Source organism: Acidianus sp. HS-5, from assembly GCF_021655615.1.
GTDB lineage: Archaea > Thermoproteota > Thermoprotei_A > Sulfolobales > Sulfolobaceae > Acidianus.
Genome location: NZ_AP025245.1, coordinates 953649 through 973416, shown reverse-complemented (window position 1 = coordinate 973416; position 19768 = coordinate 953649). Strand labels below are relative to the sequence as shown.

The window sequence follows — 19768 nt, the reverse complement described above, 5'->3', positions numbered from 1 at the left end:
AGCGTGAAAGTCGTAGAAGCAATTTCCGAAATAGGTAAAAATCTTCTTCCAAGTGAAACAACAGATGCGTTACAAGGTAAAGTTGATAAAAATGACTTAATAAAACTTAGGATTGATAACGCTAAATTCTATTTGTCTCAAGCTAAGGAGATCGATTCTCCAGTTATAATCAGCGAGCTTCTGCATAAAAGTATAACTGAGGGTTTTAAGGCTTTAAAAGACTACTTTGGTATACAGAAGGAATTAAAAGACTCAATTCCCATGCTTTCAGACATTTTAGGTGATTGGATAGACGAATTTTGGGACTTATCATTAAAGTTACATTATGATGGATATATAATGGAATTAATTGATATGGATGATTTGAAAGAATACGAAAATAACGTTGCGAAATTTATAAATAATTGTGAAATAGCAATAAGTTATTAACAAATTTTTATACTCACATACTTTGAAATGCAACTCTTAGGTATAGGCTTTGAAGAGCAACCGCCTATGATATACACCACCTTATATAATCCTGGATGAAGATGTATATGCGTTATAGGATTTTTACCGCACAATGTCACGGTATTACTTGCATTTTTTATAATATTTATACCTACAGGATAAAACGTAACAATTGCGTATGCACATGTTATCACAGAGTTATTAAACTCCAATTTAACGTCAGTATAATGCCTGAAATGAGGTAGTGTTATATAGATGTATTCTGTTCCATTGAGCATAAATGAATAATATGAGGGTTTATGAATATAATATGGGATTGTAATTGAGCTAATGACTTTATCTATTGAATATACAGATAAGGCAAGAAATATGATAAGGAGAACTACCATTATTTTACTTGTCTTTTTCATTTTTTTTCACCTTTTATTTCATACCTAACTTTTCCATTTTCTCTTATCTCATTTATTATCCCAAGTTTAACTAGCTTTTTGACTCTTCTATATACTGTAGTTCTTGGCAAAGAGCTCATCTCTGCTATTTTTGTCAAGTTATTAGCACCAACTTTTATTGCCTCAATTATCTTCTTATCTCTTTCATCAATATCTTGAGTCTGCACTTCTACTTTGTTACTTCTTCCTTTCATAATTTTATATATTATCGTAATAACTCCTGCAGTACTTAATATACCTATGTAAAGAAATGGATTATTAAAAATACTATCTATTCTTACACAATATACTATAGTAATACAATTAGTGTAGAATGTGATAAATGTCTTTCCATCAGATTTATTATATGATAGTAATGAGCAAGGATGATTAATGTAAGATATGTTACTGCAGTATGGCAATTCCATAATTATCCTTGATTTGAAAGGTTCTGAAACACTCATTATACCTATAACTATCCTTTTACCTAAAGGTTCTGAAACACTAGTTATAACATGATGGTATATAAAAGATACGTTAGCAGGTAAGCTACTCAAAATTATCTTATCACTTCCATTATAAACATAGCTTACATTACTTACTAAGTTAGCTGCGCCTTGTGGTAGGTATAAGATCTTGGAAGTATTATCTATTATAGTTATATATTGCGGATATTTGAAAATTAATGTCGATGAGTATACAATTGAAGGAAATGTTATAAAAAGCAATAACAGTAAAAGAATTTTCATTCTAATTTCACTTTACTAGAGATAATAATATTAATAAAATAGAAACGAATATAATCAAAATTACAAGTAGGAACACCAATGATATGGAAAGCTCAGAATAAAGCCCTCTTATGTAACCTAAAAAAGCTACAATTATATTTGGAACCATAACAAAAAATGGCGTGGTGAATATTTATTTCTTACCTCTTCTGGCAGCGGCTATTGCTATGATAATTATAATTATTATTGCAACTATAATAATGTAAATTACTGGAATTGACACTATAGCATAGCTAGTTATTTGGCTTAACAATGTCGGGCATACATGGACTGTACTTTCATCAGTCTGTGCTAAAGGATATAATGATCCAGTCTGGTTCCAGACTAGGATTACAGAAAATGGATAATACCCAGGCGAAGCCCCACTACTTATATCTACAACATAAGTTACATTAACCTCTTGATCTGGTTTCAGATTGCCTATCTCTTGTTCAGACGCAGTTAATGCTTCTAGTGGATTAGACGTACTTACATGAGGAGTTATTACGTTTGACGATCCTAAGATTACTTTAACGTTGCAAGCGGTAGCATTACCAATGTTCTTTAAAATAATTGTTATCGGCACTTTTGAGCTACCAGGATTTATAGTAGGATAAATTACCTTTTCAATTACTATGTCAGCCTTATCATATACTGTGATATTAACAGTTTTTTCTAATTCTCCTCCATCATATTTTATTACGAATGTAAGATTGTAATTTCCAGGTTTAGTAGAATTGGGAACATTAATTAGGAATGTAGCATTTATCGGTACTCCAGAAGGAATTGCACCTAGACTTATGTTATTCTCAGAGACTACTTTAAACGGAGATTTTAAGTATATGAACGCATTTTGTGCAATTCCACTACCATGGTTAAGAATTATTGCTTCAACTCTTACGTCAAAATATCCTGGAAATATTTGGGGTGGAATAGTGATCGCATTTAATGAAAGTTGAGGAGATGAGATTAAAACTGGAATATATTCTATACTAGACGTATCAAAATAGTGTACAGAGGCTTTAATATAATAAATTCCAGGCGTTGCGTTTGGGTATATGCTGGCTGTTATATCGTTTAAGTTATACTCACCAGCCGGTACTATTCCTATGTCAACAGTTTTTTGAGATAGATTTAATGGATATGAGGTAAGTAGTTGTATACTTACGTTTGTTGCAGTTATATCTCCTAGATTTCTCACTATGAAAGTTAATGGTAGTTGTGTGCTTCCTGGCGAAGCAGTTATGGGAGATGACGTCGTACCCCAAACTGTGGATATTGAGAAGTTCTCATATCCATTTATCGTTATTGGTAAGCTAACTGTACAGTAAGATGAACAGAAGTAATTTACTCTTATAGGAACGTAAAATACTCCTGTAGTAATATTATTGGATATTGATGCATAAACAGTTATTGGAACTTCTTCTCCTACCGGTAAATAACCTATTTTAATATTCTTTTCCAAGAAAATTACTGGATATGATGAGGAAAGACATAGGCTAACATTACTGGCCATAACATTTCCTTGATTAATTAAAACAATTGTAAGTGGTACATCATTTTCTCCAGCAGTGACTATCATAGGTGACGAAAGACTACCCCATACACTCTGTGCTGAAATTTGAACATAACCTAAAATTGGTAGAGTAAAATATACCGTTTTATTTAATTCTGTAGAACTAATTTTCAGAGGGATCTTATATATTCCGTCTTTAGCTGAAGGGACTACGTTATAAATAAATGTAACATTTACTTTCTGACCTGTTTGTAATTCTGGTATAGAGATTACGTCTGTTGAATTGTAATAACCTGAATATACCTCGAAGGGATATGAAGAAAGCGGCGTAATGTTTACATTATAAAGAGTTTCTCCTGTGTTAATAAGTGTAAAAGTAATAGGCACTTCTGTTTGCCCTGGCGCTACTAGTCCGTTTACTTTAACATACCCTGAAATATTGTAGAAAGCTGTAGTAGAATTTCCGATTAGTGGAATATATGAAGCTAATAGTAAGGCTATGATTAGTATAGACGTAACGTACTTCATATGATAAAAAGATATATCTAAATATTTAAAGTTAGTCAGACTATAGATAGCTTAAAGATATAATTAGTTTAAATATATAAAGTGAGCACGATGTATTTTGTTAAAATGCTGATAACTGTGAATTGTTAAAGTTTAAAAATGAGATAATTTTTTATTTTTGATTGAAAGTTCTGATTATATGGAATTTATCATTAATTTATATGGTAACTCCGAAAATCCTCAAGTTGAAATTTATGGTAAGAAATCCACAATAAACGAGTTATATAAAGAAGGTCCACTATACGCGTTCCTTTTATCTATTCCCCACTGTATAATTACAATGTTTCAACACATAGCCAAAAAAGATGGGATTCAGATTAAAACGTGCAGAGTAAAGAGCACCTATTACCTTGACGATACCCTTTTATTACAAGGTAAATATGTAATAAAAAGTATTAAAATTGAGCTTTATGGTGATTGTGAGAAGGATGAACTTAATGAACTTGTGGAAAAAGTTAAGCAAAATTGTCCAATATACCTCAGTCTTAAAGATAAAATTCAAGTTTTGCCAATGTTAAGCTTTGCTTGATTCATTTTTGGTATCCCAATACGCCTTATCGAAAGCGCTGTTGATAATATTCAATAACGAGTTTAACAGGTTTAAGTTATCAAAATGCAGTATTACAGTAAAGACGTTAGTCCCACCTGATTTTGTGGCAAAATAAATCTCTGGATAAGGAATTTTCTGTTTATTTAGCTCATCTTTAATGTAATTTTTTGCTTTTTCCATTACCTTATCTGCAGGTACATCAGCATTAACAGTAATTTGTAAAGGATACACCAGAGAATTTTCTCTTTCAAGCTTTGTGAATACTGTATTGCCAAGAAACGCAGAATTGGGAATTTTGACAATATTTCCATTAGTAGTTTTGACCTCCGTAAATAATACGCCAACCTTAGTTGCCTCTCCTACAATAGGGGATCCCCAAATCCACGAGATTAATAGTACTGGATCACCTGCCTTCAAAGTTTTACTTCCTGTTACTAACGCTCCGGATAATACGTTGGAAAGAACAGTTTGTGCTGCTAAGCCTATAGCTATACCTCCAACTGCACCACCTATAGCTGCTCCGGTTAGATTTACTCCTAGTGCTGCAAGTACTACTAAGATTAAAATTGAATAAAATGCTATATCAATGAAGAATGAGATGGTTCTCGCAGTGCTAGCTTCCATTTTTCCTAAGAGATATACGTTAATTATTTTCTTCAAGACACCGATAATGAAATATCCTCCTACTCCAACTATTGCGGCATCCGTTGCTAAGTATATGTAGTCTAAATAAGGCACAATCGAAGGTACATATTTTGACGCAAAGTCAATCAGAAAGTGAAGTAATACTGCGATTATTGCTAAAACTACTATTATGGAAAGTAACTTTGCCACTTGTTTTTTCCAGATTGATTGTAAATTGAGCATGTTAAATAATCATAATCACGAAATTTAAAGTTCGCTTTTCATCATTGTATTAATAATTATCTACCGTTCGCATATTAGCTTAATTTAAATACGTTTGCCACTGCTTAGTTTGATGAAGTTCTTTAAACCAATAAAGTCATTTAAAGACGTTAATATAGCAATAGAGATCTTTGCTGAATTATCAGCGTCAAGAATGTCTAAGATTATGGGCTTTCCTCTTTTAGAACTAGAAATTACGGAAAAAGATGGTAAATTAGGGTTATTAATGGATCATCTTCCAGATAAAGCTAATGAAAATGTTGTAAATATAGATAAAATCAAATCTGCTCTAGCTTTTGAGGAAGTTATACTCAATATTGATCTTAAAGAAGAGCATGTTTTAGCTAAGGAAAAGGTTGCATATATAATTGATCATGGACATTCATTTAATGCTTGGAAACCTTTGTATTATATTCAGGAAATTATAGATAAAAAGGTCTCTAGGTTCAACCTTTGGTCTAATTGGGAAAAATTCATGGAGGGTGTAGAAATAATAAACTCTATTGATGATAAAAATGTCCTTGAAATACTTAGAGATACTGCAGAAGAGATTTATCAGCATAACTTCTGTAAATTATTTGACAGAAAGGCTGTGGAAGAAACCGTTGATTTAAGCTTTAGAATCTTTAGATATAGGAAGAGAATTCTTTCTAGCCTCTTCTAAAACTACTTTATCTACATATCCCACATATTTATTAAGCAAAGTCAGCAAGGCTAGTACTAGGGGAATTAAAGTTCCGAATAAGTATTTTATTCCTATTAATTCTGCAATAAATCCCGCAACTGTTGGTGTTACAACACCTATTATCATCATTATTGCAAAGAATAAGCTATTAGCGGTATTCCTCTCATAAGGTTTGAATGTTCTACTTATAGAAATTACTGAAAGTGGATAAGTAAGCCCGTGTGGAAATCCTAGGATTAATAAAGCTATACTGAATATTACTAGATTATTTGAAAATAAAATTGCTAACAATCCTATCGTAGTCATTGAGATTGCTGCTATTGCATGTAGTCTTACGCTCTGTGGAGGTCTTACTGATAAGTATATTCTAGCTAAAAAAGATGTAGTAAAGAACAATGAGAATAAAGCAGTAACTTCAGCAAAACTTACGTGTAAATAATCCACTGCATATATCCCTCCAAAAGTTAAAATTACTGAAAATGGTATATTATAGGTCAGTATATTTATTACTGCAGTTTTAAATCCTGGATTAGAGAATACGTTAATTTTTGCAGAGCTTACCCTTTCTTCAGGAAATTTTATAAAAAATGATATAACAGCAGAAAGTATTGCAAATGGCTCAAAAAATATGAAAACATCAGGTATTGTAAAAGTAGTTAAAATTGCCGATTCTATTGCTGGTCCTGCTACAAGACTTGCACTCAATGCTAATGTATATATTGATAGTAGTCTTTCTCTTGCTTTCCTATCCTCAAGTAATCCTGCATAGGTAATTATGTTAGGCATTATGGATCCTAATGATACTCCTGCTAGAATTGATATGACCCAAATAGATAACGAATTTGCAAAGTAGAATAATGGAAGTATTACTGCATATGCAATAGAAGAGAGAATGAAGAACTTCCTCCTAGTGTTAGATTGTAATCTGGAATTTATTACGCCACTTGTTATGAATGTGCCTAAAGATAGTAATGCAGACAAAATTCCTACTTCACTTTGCGTAAAATGGAAGTAATACTTAGAGAATAAAGGCAGTGTTGTGGCTATCATATTATTTGATGCTCTAATAGCGAATGTCATTGAAACTATTATTGCTAGCATTTGAACGAACAATAGTTTATTCTTATTCATACCAGATAGGTAACTTTGTTACCTATTTAAATGTTTCATTATAAAGTTTATCTAAGAAAGAAATATATGTATTGGGTATCAAATTAATCTATGCAAGTAATTGCAGCACCTGGACCCGTATCTTATCCGATAATAGCGGCGTCAACTAAAAATAAAGATATAAAAGTAATTTTTTCAAAAGAAGGCAAGGCAGATGTAATATTGGATTCTACAGTATCATTAGCTAAACGAGGTCTAAAAATAAACTATGTTACAATAAAAGGGTTATTATCAATATATCCTAACATAGGTAAAAGAATAGGAATATGGAGAAAGGGTAGTGCAGCAGACGTTTTAGCTAGGGCATTACTTGATAAAAAAGGCATAATCGCAGAAATAACATATGCTGACGATATGAGAAAGATTATGGAAATGTTAACAAGCAAGGAAATAGACAGTGCTGTAGTGGCTTCAGCTTTTGGTAAAGGAATAACTTTTGAGGAGTCTTTAGGAATTCCAGGGAACTGTGGAGCTAACGTAATTTCTCATGAAGATGAGTTCGTTTCAGCATATAATGAAGGAATAGACATGTTCAAAAACGATCCAGAAGGATTTGCCAGCACAGTTTCTTCTACGTTAAAGATTGATAAGGAATTTGTTATAAATACAATGAAAAACTCGTTATTAAAAGTAGAAAAATTAGACGATGATAAATACTTTGTAGACTTGATAAAGAAATTCATCTAGTTAATTATCCATTTGAATCCATATTTTTCATAAATCTGCTTAACTTCTGCTGAAGTAAGTAAGTTAAATGCTTCCTCAGCTTTTTCTGAAGCGTTATCTAGTAATGCGAAAGCCAATTTTCCTTTTTTATTATGTTGAGGTACGCTATACTTAAATGTCCAATATATTGCCTCAGTCCTCCACATAATTCCTGCATCTATATCTCCCAATTTTAACATGTGCGGTATTTCTCTATGGTGAACTTTAGTTATGTATACCCCACCATAGTTTATGAAATCTTCGTAATCTCCGCACTCTTCTTCATATAACTCCTTAAATAATTGGCCTATTCCTTCGTTACCTGGATTAGGTATTGCAACTCTTCTTCCCTTTAAGGCACACCAATTATTTACTTCAGCGCCCCTATAAACTATAGCTATGTCGTTCTCAGCGTATTCAACTTTTTTCCTAGTCTTTAATCCTTTAAGTAATGAAGGAGGAAGCGAGACTATCTCTGGAGTAAATGAAATGTATAAATTACCGACTTTAAGAGTCTCTCCTTCAGCCCTTTTCCTAACCATTCCGGGAGGAATTGTTTCTAAATATATTTTATATCCTTTACTTTTAAGGAAATCCAAGACATCCTTTGCTGCGAACCATTGATTTCCTGCGAATGACATTTTTATTCCTGAGGTATCTCCCCATATATCTTCTAAAACGTCAAATAACTGTAGTGTAAGATCCATAAATGTACTTTCTTTGTTATTACTTTAAATTCTTTAGTGAAATTTTTGGCAATAAAGTTTTTTTATTACTCCGAACATGTGTTCGTATGATATACATTTTTGGTAATGGAATAGCTGGGCTTTCGGCCGCAGTTTCTTTAACTAAAGCAGGACATAAAGTAACAGTAATAACAAAGAAAATAACCGGAGGATCAACTTACATAGCAAAAGGGGGAATCGCAGCAGCAGTTGGTAATGACGACTCTCCAGAAATCCATGCAAAGGATACGCTTAGAGTGGGAGATGGCTTATCTGATGAGAGGGCAGTAAATTACATTACTTCAGAAGCTCCTAAAGCAGTTAGAACTTTAGAAGAATGGGGATTTGATTTTGCCAAGGACTTAAGGTTAGAAGGAGGTCATTCCAGGAGAAGAGTTTTGCACAAAACAGATGAAACCGGGAGGGATGTATACGATTTTTTAATGGCAAAAGCAAGAGAACTGAATATTCCAATTGAAGAAGATGAATTACTAGCTATAAGGACTAAAAATAATGAAGTTAAAGGATTCATAACAAAAAATAGAGGCGAAATTGAAACAGACAAAATAATTTTGGCAACTGGAGGCTATGCTTACCTCTGGAAATATACTTCAAATCAATTCACAAATACGGGAGATGGAATAGCTATAGCTTTTAGGTCCGGTGCTTTACTTGCTGACATGGAGTTTGTTCAATTTCATCCTACAGTAACTAACTTAGACGGTGAAACTTTTCTATTGACTGAAACTTTAAGAGGAGAAGGAGCAATTTTAATAAACGACAAAGGAGAAAGGTTCGCATTTAAATATCATGAGAAGGGAGAACTAGCACCTAGGGATGTACTATCTAGGGCGATATATACTGAATACTTGCAAGGCAGAAAAGTTTTCATGGATTTAACTAAAATTGAAGATTTCGAAAATAAGTTTCCAGTGTTAGTCGCATACTTAAAAAGACATGGTAAAGATAAGAATTTCAAAATACCAGTATTTCCTGGAGCTCACTTTGTAGATGGAGGAATAAGAGTTAATATAAGGGGAGAAAGCAACATCAAAGGCTTATATGCAATAGGAGAAGTTAGCGATACTGGTCTTCACGGAGCAAATAGATTAGCGAGTAATTCTTTAGCCGAGGGTTTAGTTTATGGTGTTAATATTCCTCTTTATATAGATAAATGGGAAGGATTATATGTTGATGATGGAGAAATAGATAACGTAAAATTAAATGAAAGTGACAAGAGCTTATCAATAGATGAAGTTAGGGAAATAAATTGGGAGAATGTTGGAATAATAAGAAATGCTGAGAAACTGAATAAAGCAATTTCAATATATTCATCATTAGATACAAAGAACACTGATGAGAAATCTAATTCCGTATTAATGTCTTATTTAACTGCACTCGCAGCTTACAAGAGAACTGAAAGTAGAGGAAATCATTATAGGGAAGATTATCCTTATAAAGATGATAAATGGAAGAAGAGAATATATTTCCAAGTTTCAGAATAAAAAACATGGAATGTGATGCTGCTGTAGTTTTATTAATTAGTTGTGAAAATAAATTTTTATTAATAAAAAGATCAGAAAATCCAAACGATCCTTGGAGTGGAGATATGGCTTTACCTGGAGGACATAGAGAAGGAAATGAGAGCTGTGAAACCACAGCTAAAAGAGAGTGTAAAGAAGAAACGGGTATTGATCCTGAAATAATTACCTTTCTTGGTTATTATTCTCCACATAATGCTAATATTTCTGTAGCAGCATTTCTCGGTAAGACTTGTCTTTCAAGAATTAAAAGGGATAAAGATGAAGTTGCAAAGTATTTTTGGGTAAGCTTTTCTGAGCTAAAGAAAGGAGATGAGTGTTTTTATTACAAAAAATATAGAATATGGGGAATGACGTATAGAATAATTAGAGATTACATGGAAAAGTTCAGCCCGGCAACTGATACTTCATCCATCCGTTCCGTCGGCCATTCATCACTTTAATAATAGCTTATCTTACTCCTTTACATAGTTTACGCTTCTCTTAACGTCTTATTATATCTAATCATATTTCTATTGTTCCTTTCACTATATTTTAAATTTTTCCAATTTTGTTAAAATCTGAAGAAACGGATAGTTTGCTCTATTATCGAATTTTTAATCTTTATACTTATTCCAAATTTTATTTATTAATCTCTTAAAATTGGTATGTATAAGGATAGTGTTGCCATTAAGTTATATATGTCTAGAAAACGTGAGATAGCTTATACTTTTAGTCGAATTAAGTTTAGTAGCATAATTTATAGCTCAGCGGCGACAGTATCCATATAAGCAAAAATAATAGTCGCGGACCATATAGAATATTAGTGATGAAGACTTTTGGGACAGAATTGTGAAGATGTGGCGGCTAACTGATTTTAACTTGTGCAAAGTATTCTAATACACCATGAGGCCAATTCATCTAGCAGTAGGCAAGTTTAACATTGATATTATAGTTAAGCTTAATGCTTTCCCTTCTGTAGATAGTAAGATAAACACTGATGTTATGGAAATCATGCCTGGTGGTTCAGCAACTAACTATTCCGTTGCAGTAAATAGGTTAGGGCATAGTGCAAAGTTATTAGCAAAAATAGGCAAAAGTCCCTTAGTCTCTACATTATTAACTCCTTTGGCAGAAGAAGGAGTTGGATTAGATTTTTTGATAGAATGTGACAAAAAGCCTAACATGGCTTTAATACTTTTGAGGGATGACGGTTCAATATCTATAGTTAGAAGAACTGATCAATCTTTGTTACCCAGTTTAGAGGATGTTAAAAAGTACTCTGGAATGTTTGATGTAATACATTATGCCTCTATCTCTAACGATGTCATATATAAAGATCCTTCAGCAAAAATTGTAAGCTACGATCCAGGTCCTTATGCTTCTGAGTACGAGGGCGAAGAAGTAGATATTCTTTACGTTAACGAGAAAGAATATGAGAGTCTTAAAACTAAAGCTAATGCAAAGATTGTGGTAATTAAGAAAGGTAAGGAAGGTGCAGAAGTAATAGGAGACGAAGACTGTAAAGTTAACGCAATGAAAGTTAAAGTTATGGATACTACTGGGGCAGGTGATGTGTTTGATGCTGCCTTCAATGTTTCCTTTATAGATAATCGGTCTATAGAAGATTCTTTACGTTTTGCTACAATTGCTGCTGGCTTGAAAGTTACTAACCTCGGAGGAATAAGTTCTCCTAAGCTAGAGGAGGTGGTAAAAAAGTTAAAAGATGCTAATATTAATGTTAAATGTAAATGATTGTCCTTTTCGTTGACTTTGATTATTTCTTTGCTCAAGTTGAAGAAGTACTTAACCCGCAACTTAAAGGTAAACCTGTTGCAGTGTGTGTATTTTCTGGAAGATTTAAGGATAGTGGTGCAGTAGCTACAGCTAATTATGAAGCTAGAAAGTTAGGAATAAAGTCCGGCATTCCAATCCCTAAGGCTAAGGAAATAGCTCCTAATGCAATATACTTGCCTATTAGGAAAGAACTATATAAACAAGTTTCTGATAGAATAATGTATGGAATACTTTCTAAATATTCCGATAAAATTGAAATAGCTAGTATAGATGAGGCATACCTTGATATCACTGGTAAAGTTAAGGATTACTATGATGCTTATCAGTTAGGCAAAAAGATAAAAGATGAAATTCTTGAAAAGGAGAAAATCACCGTAACAGTAGGCATTGCTCCGAATAAGGTTTTTGCCAAAATAATAGCCGAAATGCATAAACCAAACGGTTTGGGAATTCTAAAGCCTGAAGAAATTGGAGGTTTTATAAAATCTTTGCCTATAGAAGAAATTCCCGGCGTCGGGAACTCAATTTATTCCAAATTAAAAGAAATGGGAATTAAGTATTTATATGATATTCTTAAGATAGATTTTGACAAATTGAAAGAAGAAATAGGAAGATCTAAGGCAAGTTACCTTTACTCTTTAGCTGATAATACATATGCTGAGCCAGTAAAAGAAAGGGTGAGGAAGCATATAGGGAGATATGTTACAATGAAAAGGAATTCAAGAGATATTAGGGAAATTCTACCTTATTTAAGGAGAGCTATAGATGAAGCTTATTCTAAGTCTAATGGAGGAATTCCTAAAACTTTAGCTGTTGTAGCTATAATGGAGGATCTAGACATAGTAAGCAGGGAAAAGACTTTCAATTTCGGTATAGGTAAAGATAAGGCATATTTAGAGGCAGAGAAACTTTTAGAGGAAATAATAAAATCTGATAAAAGAAAGTTAAGGAGAGTCGGTGTGAGATTAGGGAAGATATATAAGTCTACAACTTTAGATAGTTTCTTCAATAACGTCTAACGTTACTTGACCGGTAAGCTTTGAAACTTGTATCTCACCGTAACGTTTAACATAATTCTCATAGCCTTTAATTCCCCTATCTTGAGTTTCTGGAGAGTTTTTCACTTTAATGTTCACGAAGAGTGGAATTCTATTGGTTATCATCTTTTTCTCTATTTTAATAATTTTAGATAGTTTTTCCATATCTTCTTTAATTCCTTCAGCTAAGACTACTCCCTTATCTCCTTCTATTACCTTAGTAGAAGTTATTTCACCATACTTGTCTAAAATGAGCACAAATCTTGCAACTCTTCCGCCCTCTATATCTTCATAAAAATTCAGACCTAGAAGATATTTTCCACTAGAGGTAATAGGTATAACGTAAAGTTCTTCGTGACCTATTACGTTGAGTATTGATTTTATTTTGACCTTCATATAAGTAGGAATTATGATTGAAATAGATGGGTCTTTCGGTGAAGGAGGAGGGGAAATATTAAGGACTTCATTAACGCTTTCCGCACTTACTGGTAAGTCTTTTACGATATATAATATAAGATCTAGGAGGAAAAATCCTGGTTTACAAAGGCAGCATTTGTCTGCTGTTAAATTAACGAAAGAGCTTTGCTCTGCAGAAACTAAGGGAGATTATTTGGGATCTCAAGAGCTTGTATTTATTCCTCATGAGATAAAGAAAGAAGGAGAGTTCACATTAGATGTGACAACTGCAGGAAGTGTTACTTTGATAGCAGTATCTGTAATTCCTCTTATTATCAATAGGAATATAAAAATTCGAATAATAGGTGGTACCGACGTTCCTAAAAGTCCTACAATAGATTACATGAGAATGGTTTATTTGGAAATTTTAAGAAAAATAGGAATACAGGGCGAGATAAAATTAATAAAAAGAGGTCATTATCCTAGAGGAGGAGGGATAATAGAGCTGAGCAACTTTGCTGGAAAGGGAGAAGAATTTGAAATAACTGAAATTGGTAATGTTGAGGAAATAAAGGGCATTTCTCATGTATCGTCTTTGCCTTCTCACATTGCAGAGAGGCAGGCAAAATCTGCGGAAGAAGTGATAAGGAAATTCCTAAACGTTAATGTTGACATATCTTTGGACATTAGACAAGGAGAAAGCGAAGGTACTGGAATTACTCTAGCCGCTTTTGGTAAGAGTATAATGGGTTCAGACTCTTTAGGAGAAAAAGGTAAGAGAGCAGAAAAAGTAGGAGAAGAAGCTGCAGTTCAACTAATAGAAGATTTGAAAACTAACGCAGGAGTAGATAGGCATATGTCAGATATGCTTATGCTTTATACTTCTCTTTATAAAGGCAAATTTACTGGAGCAATGCTGACTATGCATGCTAAGACAAACGCTGAAATTATAAAGAAGTTCATGCAAGATAGGAAGATTGAAATTGTAGAGAGTAAACCATTTACCTTTAAGGTATTATAACAGCTCTTCCTATTATTCTTTCACTTGATAAATCGTCAATTGCTTCATTTATTTCTTCCAATTTATAAGGGACTGCAAGCGTTTTTATTTTGCCTTCTTCATAGAGTTTTACTGTATTCCTCATATCATCTTTTGTACCGTACAATATTCCTTTTATTTTAAGCCCTCTAAGTACGAGAAGTTGTTCCCAGATTTCCATTTCTCCTCCGAATTCTCCTACTATTCTTAGCTCTCCCATTCTATCTAATGCCCAAACTATATCTCTTAATGTTTCGTTACTACCTACGTAATCAATGATATAATCAAATTTTTCTCTTCCTATTTTTGCAGAGAAGTCTTCAGAATATGAATTCTTTACTTGGATTATTCTATCAGCACCAAGCTCTAACGCTTTACTTAATTTTAGCGAATTCCTTCCTACTACTGTAGTTTTAACTCCTTTAGATTTTAATATTTGTAATGCAATCATACTTACTGAACCTGTTCCTATTAACGCCACATTGCTATCTTCTTCTATATTCTTCACGGAATTGTATGCCGTAACTCCTGCATCTGCTAATGGTGCAATCTTAATTGGATTCTCCTCGTTATCAATCTTTATCAGATTATCTTCTGACGGCACTTTAACGTATTCTGCAAAGCCCCCATCTTCTTGAACTCCTAAGATTTTCACTTTTTCACAAAACTGAGGATATCCTCTTCTGCAGAATTTGCAAGTTCCGCAACCAAATGCGTTATATACTATAACTTTATCTCCTTTCTTAAAATGCTCAGAATCTTCAGTAATTTCTCCTACAATTTCATGACCCAATATTCTGGGAGGATTAACAAGTATATCGTCCTTCCATTCTCCGAAAATAATATGTAAATCTCCGTGGCATAGGCCAGTAGCTAATACTTTTAAAAGAATTTCTTTACCTTTAACTTCTGGTTTTTTGACATCTTTGATGCTTAATGGCCTGCCTATTTGATCAAGAACTGCTGCTTTCATTACCAACCTGCCTTTAGATAGGCTTTAACTTCCCAATCAGTTATATAATTATTATAACTCTCTAACTCTCTGTTCTTTAATTCAATGTAAGATGAAACCAGCTCTGCTCCTATTGAGTATTTAATATAATTATCATTATCTAGCTTGCGTAACGCTTCTTCCAGATTATTTGGCAATGATCCTAACTCTACATTAGGTTCTACATCTAACTTCCTTTCTATTCCATCTAATCCAGAATATATAATCGCAGAGAGTAATAAATATGAGTTTGACAAGGGATCTGCTAATCTAAATTCTACAGATTTTGTATCTTTGAAGTTACTCGGTACTCTGATTATAAAGTGCCTTTCAGTTCCTAATCCTAATATGCTAGGAGTTACAGTTTCTCTAAATCTTTTATAGGAATTTATTGTAGGTGAAGCAAAAGCCATTATACTGCCTATGTGTTCCAGTACTCCTGCAAAGAAATTATACACAATTTCGCTTAATCCCAAACCTTTATTATCGTTCATATTGGTCATCATATCTTTTCCGTCAGTTGAGGTAAGTTTGAAGTACACATCCATACTGCTACTTGGATAATTTGAGAAAGGCTTAGGCATGAACGTTGAGAACAGCTTATAAATTCTTGCGGAATCCCTTATTACTTCTCTAGCAGTTATTAAAGAATCTGCTGCGGATAACGCGTCCTTTTCTGCAAATCTTATTTCGTATTGCGCAGGGCCGTAATGTTTATTTATTGTCTCCACTTGAACTTCCACACTCTCTAAGTATTTTATAACATCTCTAAGAAAATTTTGTTCCTCCATTAGTCCTTCTGGAGAAAATGCTTTTGAGTCATCTGCAGGAGATATTTCGTTCTCATTTTCTTTTACCAGATAAAATGTAGGTTCAAATGATACTTGAATTGAAAGTCCTTTTTCTTCTAACTTATCTATAGCCCTCTTGAGTAATCCTCTACTGCAAAATGGTGAAGGCGTTAAATCCGGTAAAGTAATATATGAAAGAACTCTTGCAGTTCTCTCCAAGTAAGGTAAAATGATGAATGTAGATGAATCTGGTATTGCCAAAACGTCCCCATATCTAAGCTTTATTGGAGAGTCTGTATAATCTAACATGAGTAAGCTTTCTGGATACGGTAGACCTGCATCTTTTAATATTAAGTTTTCAAACTCGGCTCTTCTTAAAGATCTTTCTCTAACGTTACCTAGTAAATCAATGAATTCTACTCTTACATAATCTACTTTTCCAGATTTCAAAATTTCAAGTAACTCGTCCTTAATCAAATTCTATCGACTGAAAAAAGGATTTGTAAAATATAAATATTAAAGTAAAGCGTACATTATTTTTCCAGCATACATGACAGCGTTTTGGTATTCGGTAAAAAATCCCCTATGTTTTAATTCTCCTCTAAAATAAACTTCAATAGAATACATATAATCTGTATCCTTAACTTTTCGCCTATGGAATTTTATAATGTAGTTTCCTATCTCTATCCTCTTCTTTTGAGAAGCCATATAACCTAATCTCATTATTTCTAAATCAATCATTAAGAAAATATGTTATACTTAGACTATTTTAAGCTTTGATGTCCAATATAATGTGATATTTAAAAGGTTTTACGCTCCTAACTATTCTGCCAAAAAAAGCTTTAGGATAAATTTTCATAGCCTCTTTAACAGGATCTTCCTTAGTTTCTATTTCAATGAAGAGGTGAATTACTCCTCCGGGCTTAATTTTTTGTAAAGCAACTTCGTAAGCTTCTTCAGCTTTTTCAGGTAATGGAGATATAATTCTATCGGCACTCTCCAAATCATTAATTCTTTTAAATGTATCGCCATATATCGGTATCACATTGTAAGTCTTGTTTAAGTCAATGTTTGCCATCATATAATAATACGCATATGGATTCATATCTAGAGAATAAACTATTTTAGGCTTTCCAAGTTTTGCGGATAAAATTGAAAATGGCCCATATCCAGCAAACATGTTTATTATTATTTCTCCCTTTTTTACCTCTCTGGCAACTCTTAAATGCTCAAAAGAAAGTTTGGAGGAGAAAAATACTTTAGTGAAATCTAAATAATACTCACATCCATATTCTTTGTAAATAGTTTCGCTCCTCTTTTCTCCTAAAATATGATAAAATGATGGTAACCTAAAATCCCCTTTTGTATCCCTATATCTTCCCCATACGGATTTTACGTAAGGATGCTTATCTAAAATTTCCTTGGCATAACTCTTCAAATCTTCGGGCTCTTTATTGAAAGGAATCCCTATTATTGCTATATCTCCTACAATCTCAATTTTTTTCCACTTTTCCAATTTCTTCTACCTTTCTATTTGCCTCTTCTATGTCTTTTGTTCCGACGTTTAATGGAACTCCTCCATCAAGCACTGCTTCTCCATTAACTATTACGGTTTCTAAAGAATATGAGGAATAAATTAAACTCTCATAAGGCGATTCCTTATCTATAGGATAGGATGGAGGTTCGTTAACTTCAAAGATCAGAATATCAGTAGTATTTCCAACGGAAATTCCACCGCTTATTTTCAATTGAGAATATCCCCACTCCGTTACTGCTTTGAATGATTCTTCTGCAGTTAAGAGAAGACGTGATGTTGCTACGCCTATCTCGTTTCTAATATCGAATTTTGGAGTTAAATCTATTGATATAGAAGGTTTATATGCTCCTAAAGTGAATTTACAAATCTCTAAACTCGGAGTAAAAGCTAAGCTCAAGTTATTCTTCCTTATTTTCTCAAGGTCTTTTCTACTTCCTCCACCTAAGGCTATAGTATAAGGCGAAACGTTATTTATTCTTTCTAAGTTAACGTTCCTATCAACTAATATTGGCAATTTATATTCACTTGAGATACTCATAGCTTCTTCTGCTTCATCCTCATCGCATATTTTCAATACTATTCCGCTCTCGTCCTTAGATATCCATTTACTGTATAAGCTTTCAAAGTTTTTCTTCCAATCACCTTTCATCCAATTGCAACCTATTTCTGCAGAAACTATAGGCCTTAGTCCCACAGTTTTTGCAGCTCTTGCGGCTTGTTCTACGAAAGGTTCAGTTACCACAACAGTAGTTACTCCAGATCTAAGTAAGTGGTATGCCCCTAGCAAAGAGAAATAATAGGCGTCCTTACTAGATATCGTTGATATTAAATCATTAGGATTAGCTTTACCAGAGAATATTCTATATCTGAAAGGGTACAACTGAATAAAACTCTGTGTTGTTATAAAGCCTGGAGAAACCAGTCTATCAAAGCCTCCTACTATTAATTCAGCATCATCGTAGCCTTCTAATTCCCTTCTTGATACTGCCTCTATTTTCCCATCATTTACACCTAAATATGCATTGGGCACTGGTGCGGAATCTTTTATAAAGGCTATTCCTGCTTTTATAAGGATCTTCAACTCATGTAAATTATGAGTTAAATATAATTTATAACTGTCTATTATTCGAAGGTAAAATGGAAATCATAGAAGACATAGAAGAAGAGATAAGTCAAAATTACACAGTAAACACTGACGTAAGATTGGGAGAAGCTTACGTTACCGGTGCAGGAGATTCGTTCGCTGCTTCCTTAGTTATAGAGGGAAAAACAAAAGGAAAGTTTAGGGCGATAGATCCTTATGATGCTTTATGGATGAATATAAATAAGCCCCTTATTATAGTTTCAGTTTCGGGCAAACCTAAGTCAAATATAAGCCTTGCAAGAAAATTTAAAGGTAGGACTAAGATATACGTGATAACTGCGAACCCTAATTCTGAACTTGCAAAACTTGCAGATGAAGTTATTAATTTACCTTATAAGCCTAAGCGCGTTCTACCTGGAACATTATCATTCATGATGTCCTTAAGTGCATTATACAAGATTGCAGGAGTTGAAGAGGATAAAGGTCGCGATAAGGAAATTATTTTAGAAGATAAAGCGTTCTTTATAGGTAAGGGAGAAAATTACGGTATTGCTTACTTTGCTTATCTGAAACTAGCTGAAATATTTGGTTGGAGTTCAAATTTTGAGCGATTAGAGCAATTCTTTCATTCTCCAATATTTTCTTCAAGGTCGAGAGAAGTTGTAGTTTTCTCCTCAGGAGATGAGAGGGAAAAAACTATAAAGAAATTAATGAACATCAATTTAACGGAATGTGAAGGCGCATTCTGTAATTTAAGGACTTTATTAAAATCATTAATTTATACAATGAAGTCAAAGGGCTGGAACAAAATTTACTTCTTAGAAGACAAGGAAACATTAAATATCAGTTCAACAATGATATACTGATATGAAGGAGCTAGACTTAACTAAACAATCTGGAGGTTGCGGATCAAATACTCCTTCAGTGTCTTTAATGAAGTTCTGGTTAGAAATTGGAGGTAACCAAGAGGTTAAAATAATTGCATTACAAGGAGTTCAAGCTGATCAAGTGGAAATGTGGGCGATGGCAATGCAAGAGAAAGGTGTTAAAATATTGAATAAAGAATTCAATGAAGATAAGGTTATATATACTGTTTACTTACCATAA

At 33.2% G+C, this 19768-nt stretch carries 23 protein-coding genes; 11 read left to right on the top strand and 12 right to left on the bottom strand.

Translation table 11 applies throughout. The annotated features are described in order from the left end of the window. The first annotated feature begins 3 nt into the window (after window positions 1-3). Window positions 4-429, top strand: coding sequence for a hypothetical protein (locus HS5_RS05250; protein ID WP_236753119.1), 426 nt, complete (start codon window positions 4-6; stop codon window positions 427-429). Here the strand turns inward: HS5_RS05250 and HS5_RS05245 are convergent. The 3 genes from HS5_RS05245 to HS5_RS05235 all read right to left on the bottom strand — a co-directional run bounded on the left by HS5_RS05245 (window position 426) and on the right by HS5_RS05235 (window position 3689). Beyond that, the gene (locus HS5_RS05245; RefSeq protein WP_236753118.1) at window positions 426-860 is read right to left on the bottom strand and encodes a hypothetical protein; all 435 of its coding nucleotides are present in this window, start codon (window positions 858-860) and stop codon (window positions 426-428) included. The genes HS5_RS05250 and HS5_RS05245 overlap by 4 nt on opposite strands. Beyond that, complete coding sequence (locus HS5_RS05240) at window positions 857-1627, bottom strand: winged helix-turn-helix transcriptional regulator (RefSeq protein WP_236753117.1); 771 nt, start codon at window positions 1625-1627, stop codon at window positions 857-859. The genes HS5_RS05245 and HS5_RS05240 overlap by 4 nt, the downstream gene beginning before the upstream one ends. A 172-nt stretch (window positions 1628-1799) precedes the next feature. Continuing rightward, a complete protein-coding gene (locus HS5_RS05235; RefSeq protein ID WP_236753116.1) occupies window positions 1800-3689 on the bottom strand; it encodes a hypothetical protein in 1890 nt (629 codons plus the stop codon). A gap of 178 nt (window positions 3690-3867) precedes the next feature. On the opposite strand from HS5_RS05235, the gene HS5_RS05230 reads away from it, so the two are divergent. After that, entirely contained in the window at window positions 3868-4257 is a 390-nt protein-coding gene (locus HS5_RS05230) for an OsmC family protein (RefSeq protein ID WP_236753113.1), read from the top strand. Here the strand turns inward: HS5_RS05230 and HS5_RS05225 are convergent. After that, complete coding sequence (locus HS5_RS05225) at window positions 4243-5145, bottom strand: mechanosensitive ion channel family protein (protein WP_236753112.1); 903 nt, start codon at window positions 5143-5145, stop codon at window positions 4243-4245. The two genes, HS5_RS05230 and HS5_RS05225, sit on opposite strands and share 15 nt — an antisense overlap. Before the next feature lie 112 nt (window positions 5146-5257). Here HS5_RS05225 and HS5_RS05220 point away from each other — a divergent pair, with 112 nt between their 5' ends. Next, the gene (locus HS5_RS05220) at window positions 5258-5848 is read left to right on the top strand and encodes a hypothetical protein (RefSeq protein WP_236753110.1); all 591 of its coding nucleotides are present in this window, start codon (window positions 5258-5260) and stop codon (window positions 5846-5848) included. Here HS5_RS05220 and HS5_RS05215 read toward each other — a convergent pair. Further along, on the bottom strand, window positions 5795-7000 hold the full coding sequence (locus HS5_RS05215; RefSeq protein ID WP_236753108.1) for an MFS transporter: 1206 nt from the start codon (window positions 6998-7000) through the stop codon (window positions 5795-5797). The genes HS5_RS05220 and HS5_RS05215 overlap by 54 nt on opposite strands. A 90-nt stretch (window positions 7001-7090) precedes the next feature. On the opposite strand from HS5_RS05215, the gene HS5_RS05210 reads away from it, so the two are divergent. After that, a complete protein-coding gene (locus tag HS5_RS05210) occupies window positions 7091-7726 on the top strand; it encodes a DUF3834 domain-containing protein (RefSeq protein WP_236753107.1) in 636 nt (211 codons plus the stop codon). On the opposite strand, the gene HS5_RS05205 is transcribed toward HS5_RS05210, so the two are convergent. Further along, on the bottom strand, window positions 7723-8451 hold the full coding sequence (locus HS5_RS05205; RefSeq protein WP_236753103.1) for a substrate-binding domain-containing protein: 729 nt from the start codon (window positions 8449-8451) through the stop codon (window positions 7723-7725). The two genes, HS5_RS05210 and HS5_RS05205, sit on opposite strands and share 4 nt — an antisense overlap. An 86-nt stretch (window positions 8452-8537) precedes the next feature. On the opposite strand from HS5_RS05205, the gene HS5_RS05200 reads away from it, so the two are divergent. From HS5_RS05200 to HS5_RS05185, 4 genes are all read left to right on the top strand, one after another. Continuing rightward, a complete protein-coding gene (locus tag HS5_RS05200) occupies window positions 8538-9974 on the top strand; it encodes an L-aspartate oxidase (protein ID WP_236753101.1) in 1437 nt (478 codons plus the stop codon). Further along, the gene (locus HS5_RS05195; RefSeq protein ID WP_236753100.1) at window positions 9938-10453 is read left to right on the top strand and encodes a CoA pyrophosphatase; all 516 of its coding nucleotides are present in this window, start codon (window positions 9938-9940) and stop codon (window positions 10451-10453) included. The genes HS5_RS05200 and HS5_RS05195 overlap by 37 nt, the downstream gene beginning before the upstream one ends. A 442-nt stretch (window positions 10454-10895) precedes the next feature. After that, window positions 10896-11744 carry a carbohydrate kinase family protein gene (locus tag HS5_RS05190; RefSeq protein ID WP_236753099.1) on the top strand — a complete coding sequence of 283 codons (849 nt, stop codon included), beginning with the start codon at window positions 10896-10898 and terminating at the stop codon, window positions 11742-11744. Continuing rightward, window positions 11741-12805, top strand: a complete 1065-nt coding sequence (locus HS5_RS05185; protein ID WP_236753098.1) for a DNA polymerase IV — start codon at window positions 11741-11743, stop codon at window positions 12803-12805. The genes HS5_RS05190 and HS5_RS05185 overlap by 4 nt, the downstream gene beginning before the upstream one ends. Here HS5_RS05185 and HS5_RS05180 read toward each other — a convergent pair. Next, complete coding sequence (locus HS5_RS05180; protein ID WP_236753097.1) at window positions 12779-13219, bottom strand: hypothetical protein; 441 nt, start codon at window positions 13217-13219, stop codon at window positions 12779-12781. The genes HS5_RS05185 and HS5_RS05180 overlap by 27 nt on opposite strands. A 13-nt stretch (window positions 13220-13232) precedes the next feature. Between HS5_RS05180 and rtcA the strand changes: the two genes are divergently transcribed. Continuing rightward, a complete protein-coding gene (gene rtcA / locus HS5_RS05175; protein WP_236753096.1) occupies window positions 13233-14240 on the top strand; it encodes an RNA 3'-terminal phosphate cyclase in 1008 nt (335 codons plus the stop codon). Here rtcA and HS5_RS05170 read toward each other — a convergent pair. Genes HS5_RS05170 through HS5_RS05150 form a run of 5 tightly spaced genes read right to left on the bottom strand, consistent with a single transcriptional unit; the run spans window position 14227 to window position 18658 of the window. After that, window positions 14227-15231, bottom strand: a complete 1005-nt coding sequence (locus tag HS5_RS05170) for an alcohol dehydrogenase catalytic domain-containing protein (RefSeq protein WP_236753095.1) — start codon at window positions 15229-15231, stop codon at window positions 14227-14229. The genes rtcA and HS5_RS05170 overlap by 14 nt on opposite strands. Next, entirely contained in the window at window positions 15231-16517 is a 1287-nt protein-coding gene (locus HS5_RS05165) for a glutamine synthetase family protein (protein ID WP_236753094.1), read from the bottom strand. The genes HS5_RS05170 and HS5_RS05165 overlap by 1 nt, the downstream gene beginning before the upstream one ends. 39 nt (window positions 16518-16556) lie before the next feature. Continuing rightward, window positions 16557-16781, bottom strand: coding sequence for a hypothetical protein (locus tag HS5_RS05160; RefSeq protein WP_236753093.1), 225 nt, complete (start codon window positions 16779-16781; stop codon window positions 16557-16559). Window positions 16782-16809: 28 nt separating this feature from the next. Next, complete coding sequence (locus tag HS5_RS05155; RefSeq protein WP_236753092.1) at window positions 16810-17556, bottom strand: class I SAM-dependent methyltransferase family protein; 747 nt, start codon at window positions 17554-17556, stop codon at window positions 16810-16812. Beyond that, complete coding sequence (locus HS5_RS05150) at window positions 17534-18658, bottom strand: amidohydrolase (protein ID WP_236753091.1); 1125 nt, start codon at window positions 18656-18658, stop codon at window positions 17534-17536. The genes HS5_RS05155 and HS5_RS05150 overlap by 23 nt, the downstream gene beginning before the upstream one ends. Window positions 18659-18714: 56 nt before the next feature. Between HS5_RS05150 and HS5_RS05145 the strand changes: the two genes are divergently transcribed. Together HS5_RS05145 and HS5_RS05140 are read left to right on the top strand one after the other, a co-directional pair. Further along, window positions 18715-19527, top strand: a complete 813-nt coding sequence (locus tag HS5_RS05145) for an SIS domain-containing protein (protein ID WP_236753090.1) — start codon at window positions 18715-18717, stop codon at window positions 19525-19527. A 1-nt stretch (window position 19528) separates the two neighbouring features. Beyond that, window positions 19529-19768: a hypothetical protein gene (locus HS5_RS05140; protein WP_236753089.1), complete on the top strand. Its 240-nt coding sequence runs from the start codon at window positions 19529-19531 to the stop codon at window positions 19766-19768.

Bases quoted from the DNA above. Each gene is read 5' to 3' on its own strand.
- HS5_RS05245 (WP_236753118.1), bottom strand. From the start codon at position 860: ATGAAAAAGACAAGTAAAATAATGGTAGTTCTCCTTATCATATTTCTT.
- HS5_RS05240 (WP_236753117.1), bottom strand. From the start codon at position 1,627: ATGAAAATTCTTTTACTGTTATTGCTTTTTATAACATTTCCTTCAATT.
- HS5_RS05235 (WP_236753116.1), bottom strand. From the start codon at position 3,689: ATGAAGTACGTTACGTCTATACTAATCATAGCCTTACTATTAGCTTCA.
- HS5_RS05230 (WP_236753113.1), top strand. From the start codon at position 3,868: ATGGAATTTATCATTAATTTATATGGTAACTCCGAAAATCCTCAAGTT.
- HS5_RS05225 (WP_236753112.1), bottom strand. From the start codon at position 5,145: ATGCTCAATTTACAATCAATCTGGAAAAAACAAGTGGCAAAGTTACTT.
- HS5_RS05220 (WP_236753110.1), top strand. From the start codon at position 5,258: ATGAAGTTCTTTAAACCAATAAAGTCATTTAAAGACGTTAATATAGCA.
- HS5_RS05215 (WP_236753108.1), bottom strand. From the start codon at position 7,000: ATGAATAAGAATAAACTATTGTTCGTTCAAATGCTAGCAATAATAGTT.
- HS5_RS05210 (WP_236753107.1), top strand. From the start codon at position 7,091: ATGCAAGTAATTGCAGCACCTGGACCCGTATCTTATCCGATAATAGCG.
- HS5_RS05205 (WP_236753103.1), bottom strand. From the start codon at position 8,451: ATGGATCTTACACTACAGTTATTTGACGTTTTAGAAGATATATGGGGA.
- HS5_RS05200 (WP_236753101.1), top strand. From the start codon at position 8,538: ATGATATACATTTTTGGTAATGGAATAGCTGGGCTTTCGGCCGCAGTT.
- HS5_RS05195 (WP_236753100.1), top strand. From the start codon at position 9,938: ATGGAAGAAGAGAATATATTTCCAAGTTTCAGAATAAAAAACATGGAA.
- HS5_RS05190 (WP_236753099.1), top strand. From the start codon at position 10,896: ATGAGGCCAATTCATCTAGCAGTAGGCAAGTTTAACATTGATATTATA.
- HS5_RS05185 (WP_236753098.1), top strand. From the start codon at position 11,741: ATGATTGTCCTTTTCGTTGACTTTGATTATTTCTTTGCTCAAGTTGAA.
- HS5_RS05180 (WP_236753097.1), bottom strand. From the start codon at position 13,219: ATGAAGGTCAAAATAAAATCAATACTCAACGTAATAGGTCACGAAGAA.
- rtcA (WP_236753096.1), top strand. From the start codon at position 13,233: ATGATTGAAATAGATGGGTCTTTCGGTGAAGGAGGAGGGGAAATATTA.
- HS5_RS05170 (WP_236753095.1), bottom strand. From the start codon at position 15,231: ATGAAAGCAGCAGTTCTTGATCAAATAGGCAGGCCATTAAGCATCAAA.
- HS5_RS05160 (WP_236753093.1), bottom strand. From the start codon at position 16,781: ATGATTGATTTAGAAATAATGAGATTAGGTTATATGGCTTCTCAAAAG.
- HS5_RS05145 (WP_236753090.1), top strand. From the start codon at position 18,715: ATGGAAATCATAGAAGACATAGAAGAAGAGATAAGTCAAAATTACACA.
- HS5_RS05140 (WP_236753089.1), top strand. From the start codon at position 19,529: ATGAAGGAGCTAGACTTAACTAAACAATCTGGAGGTTGCGGATCAAAT.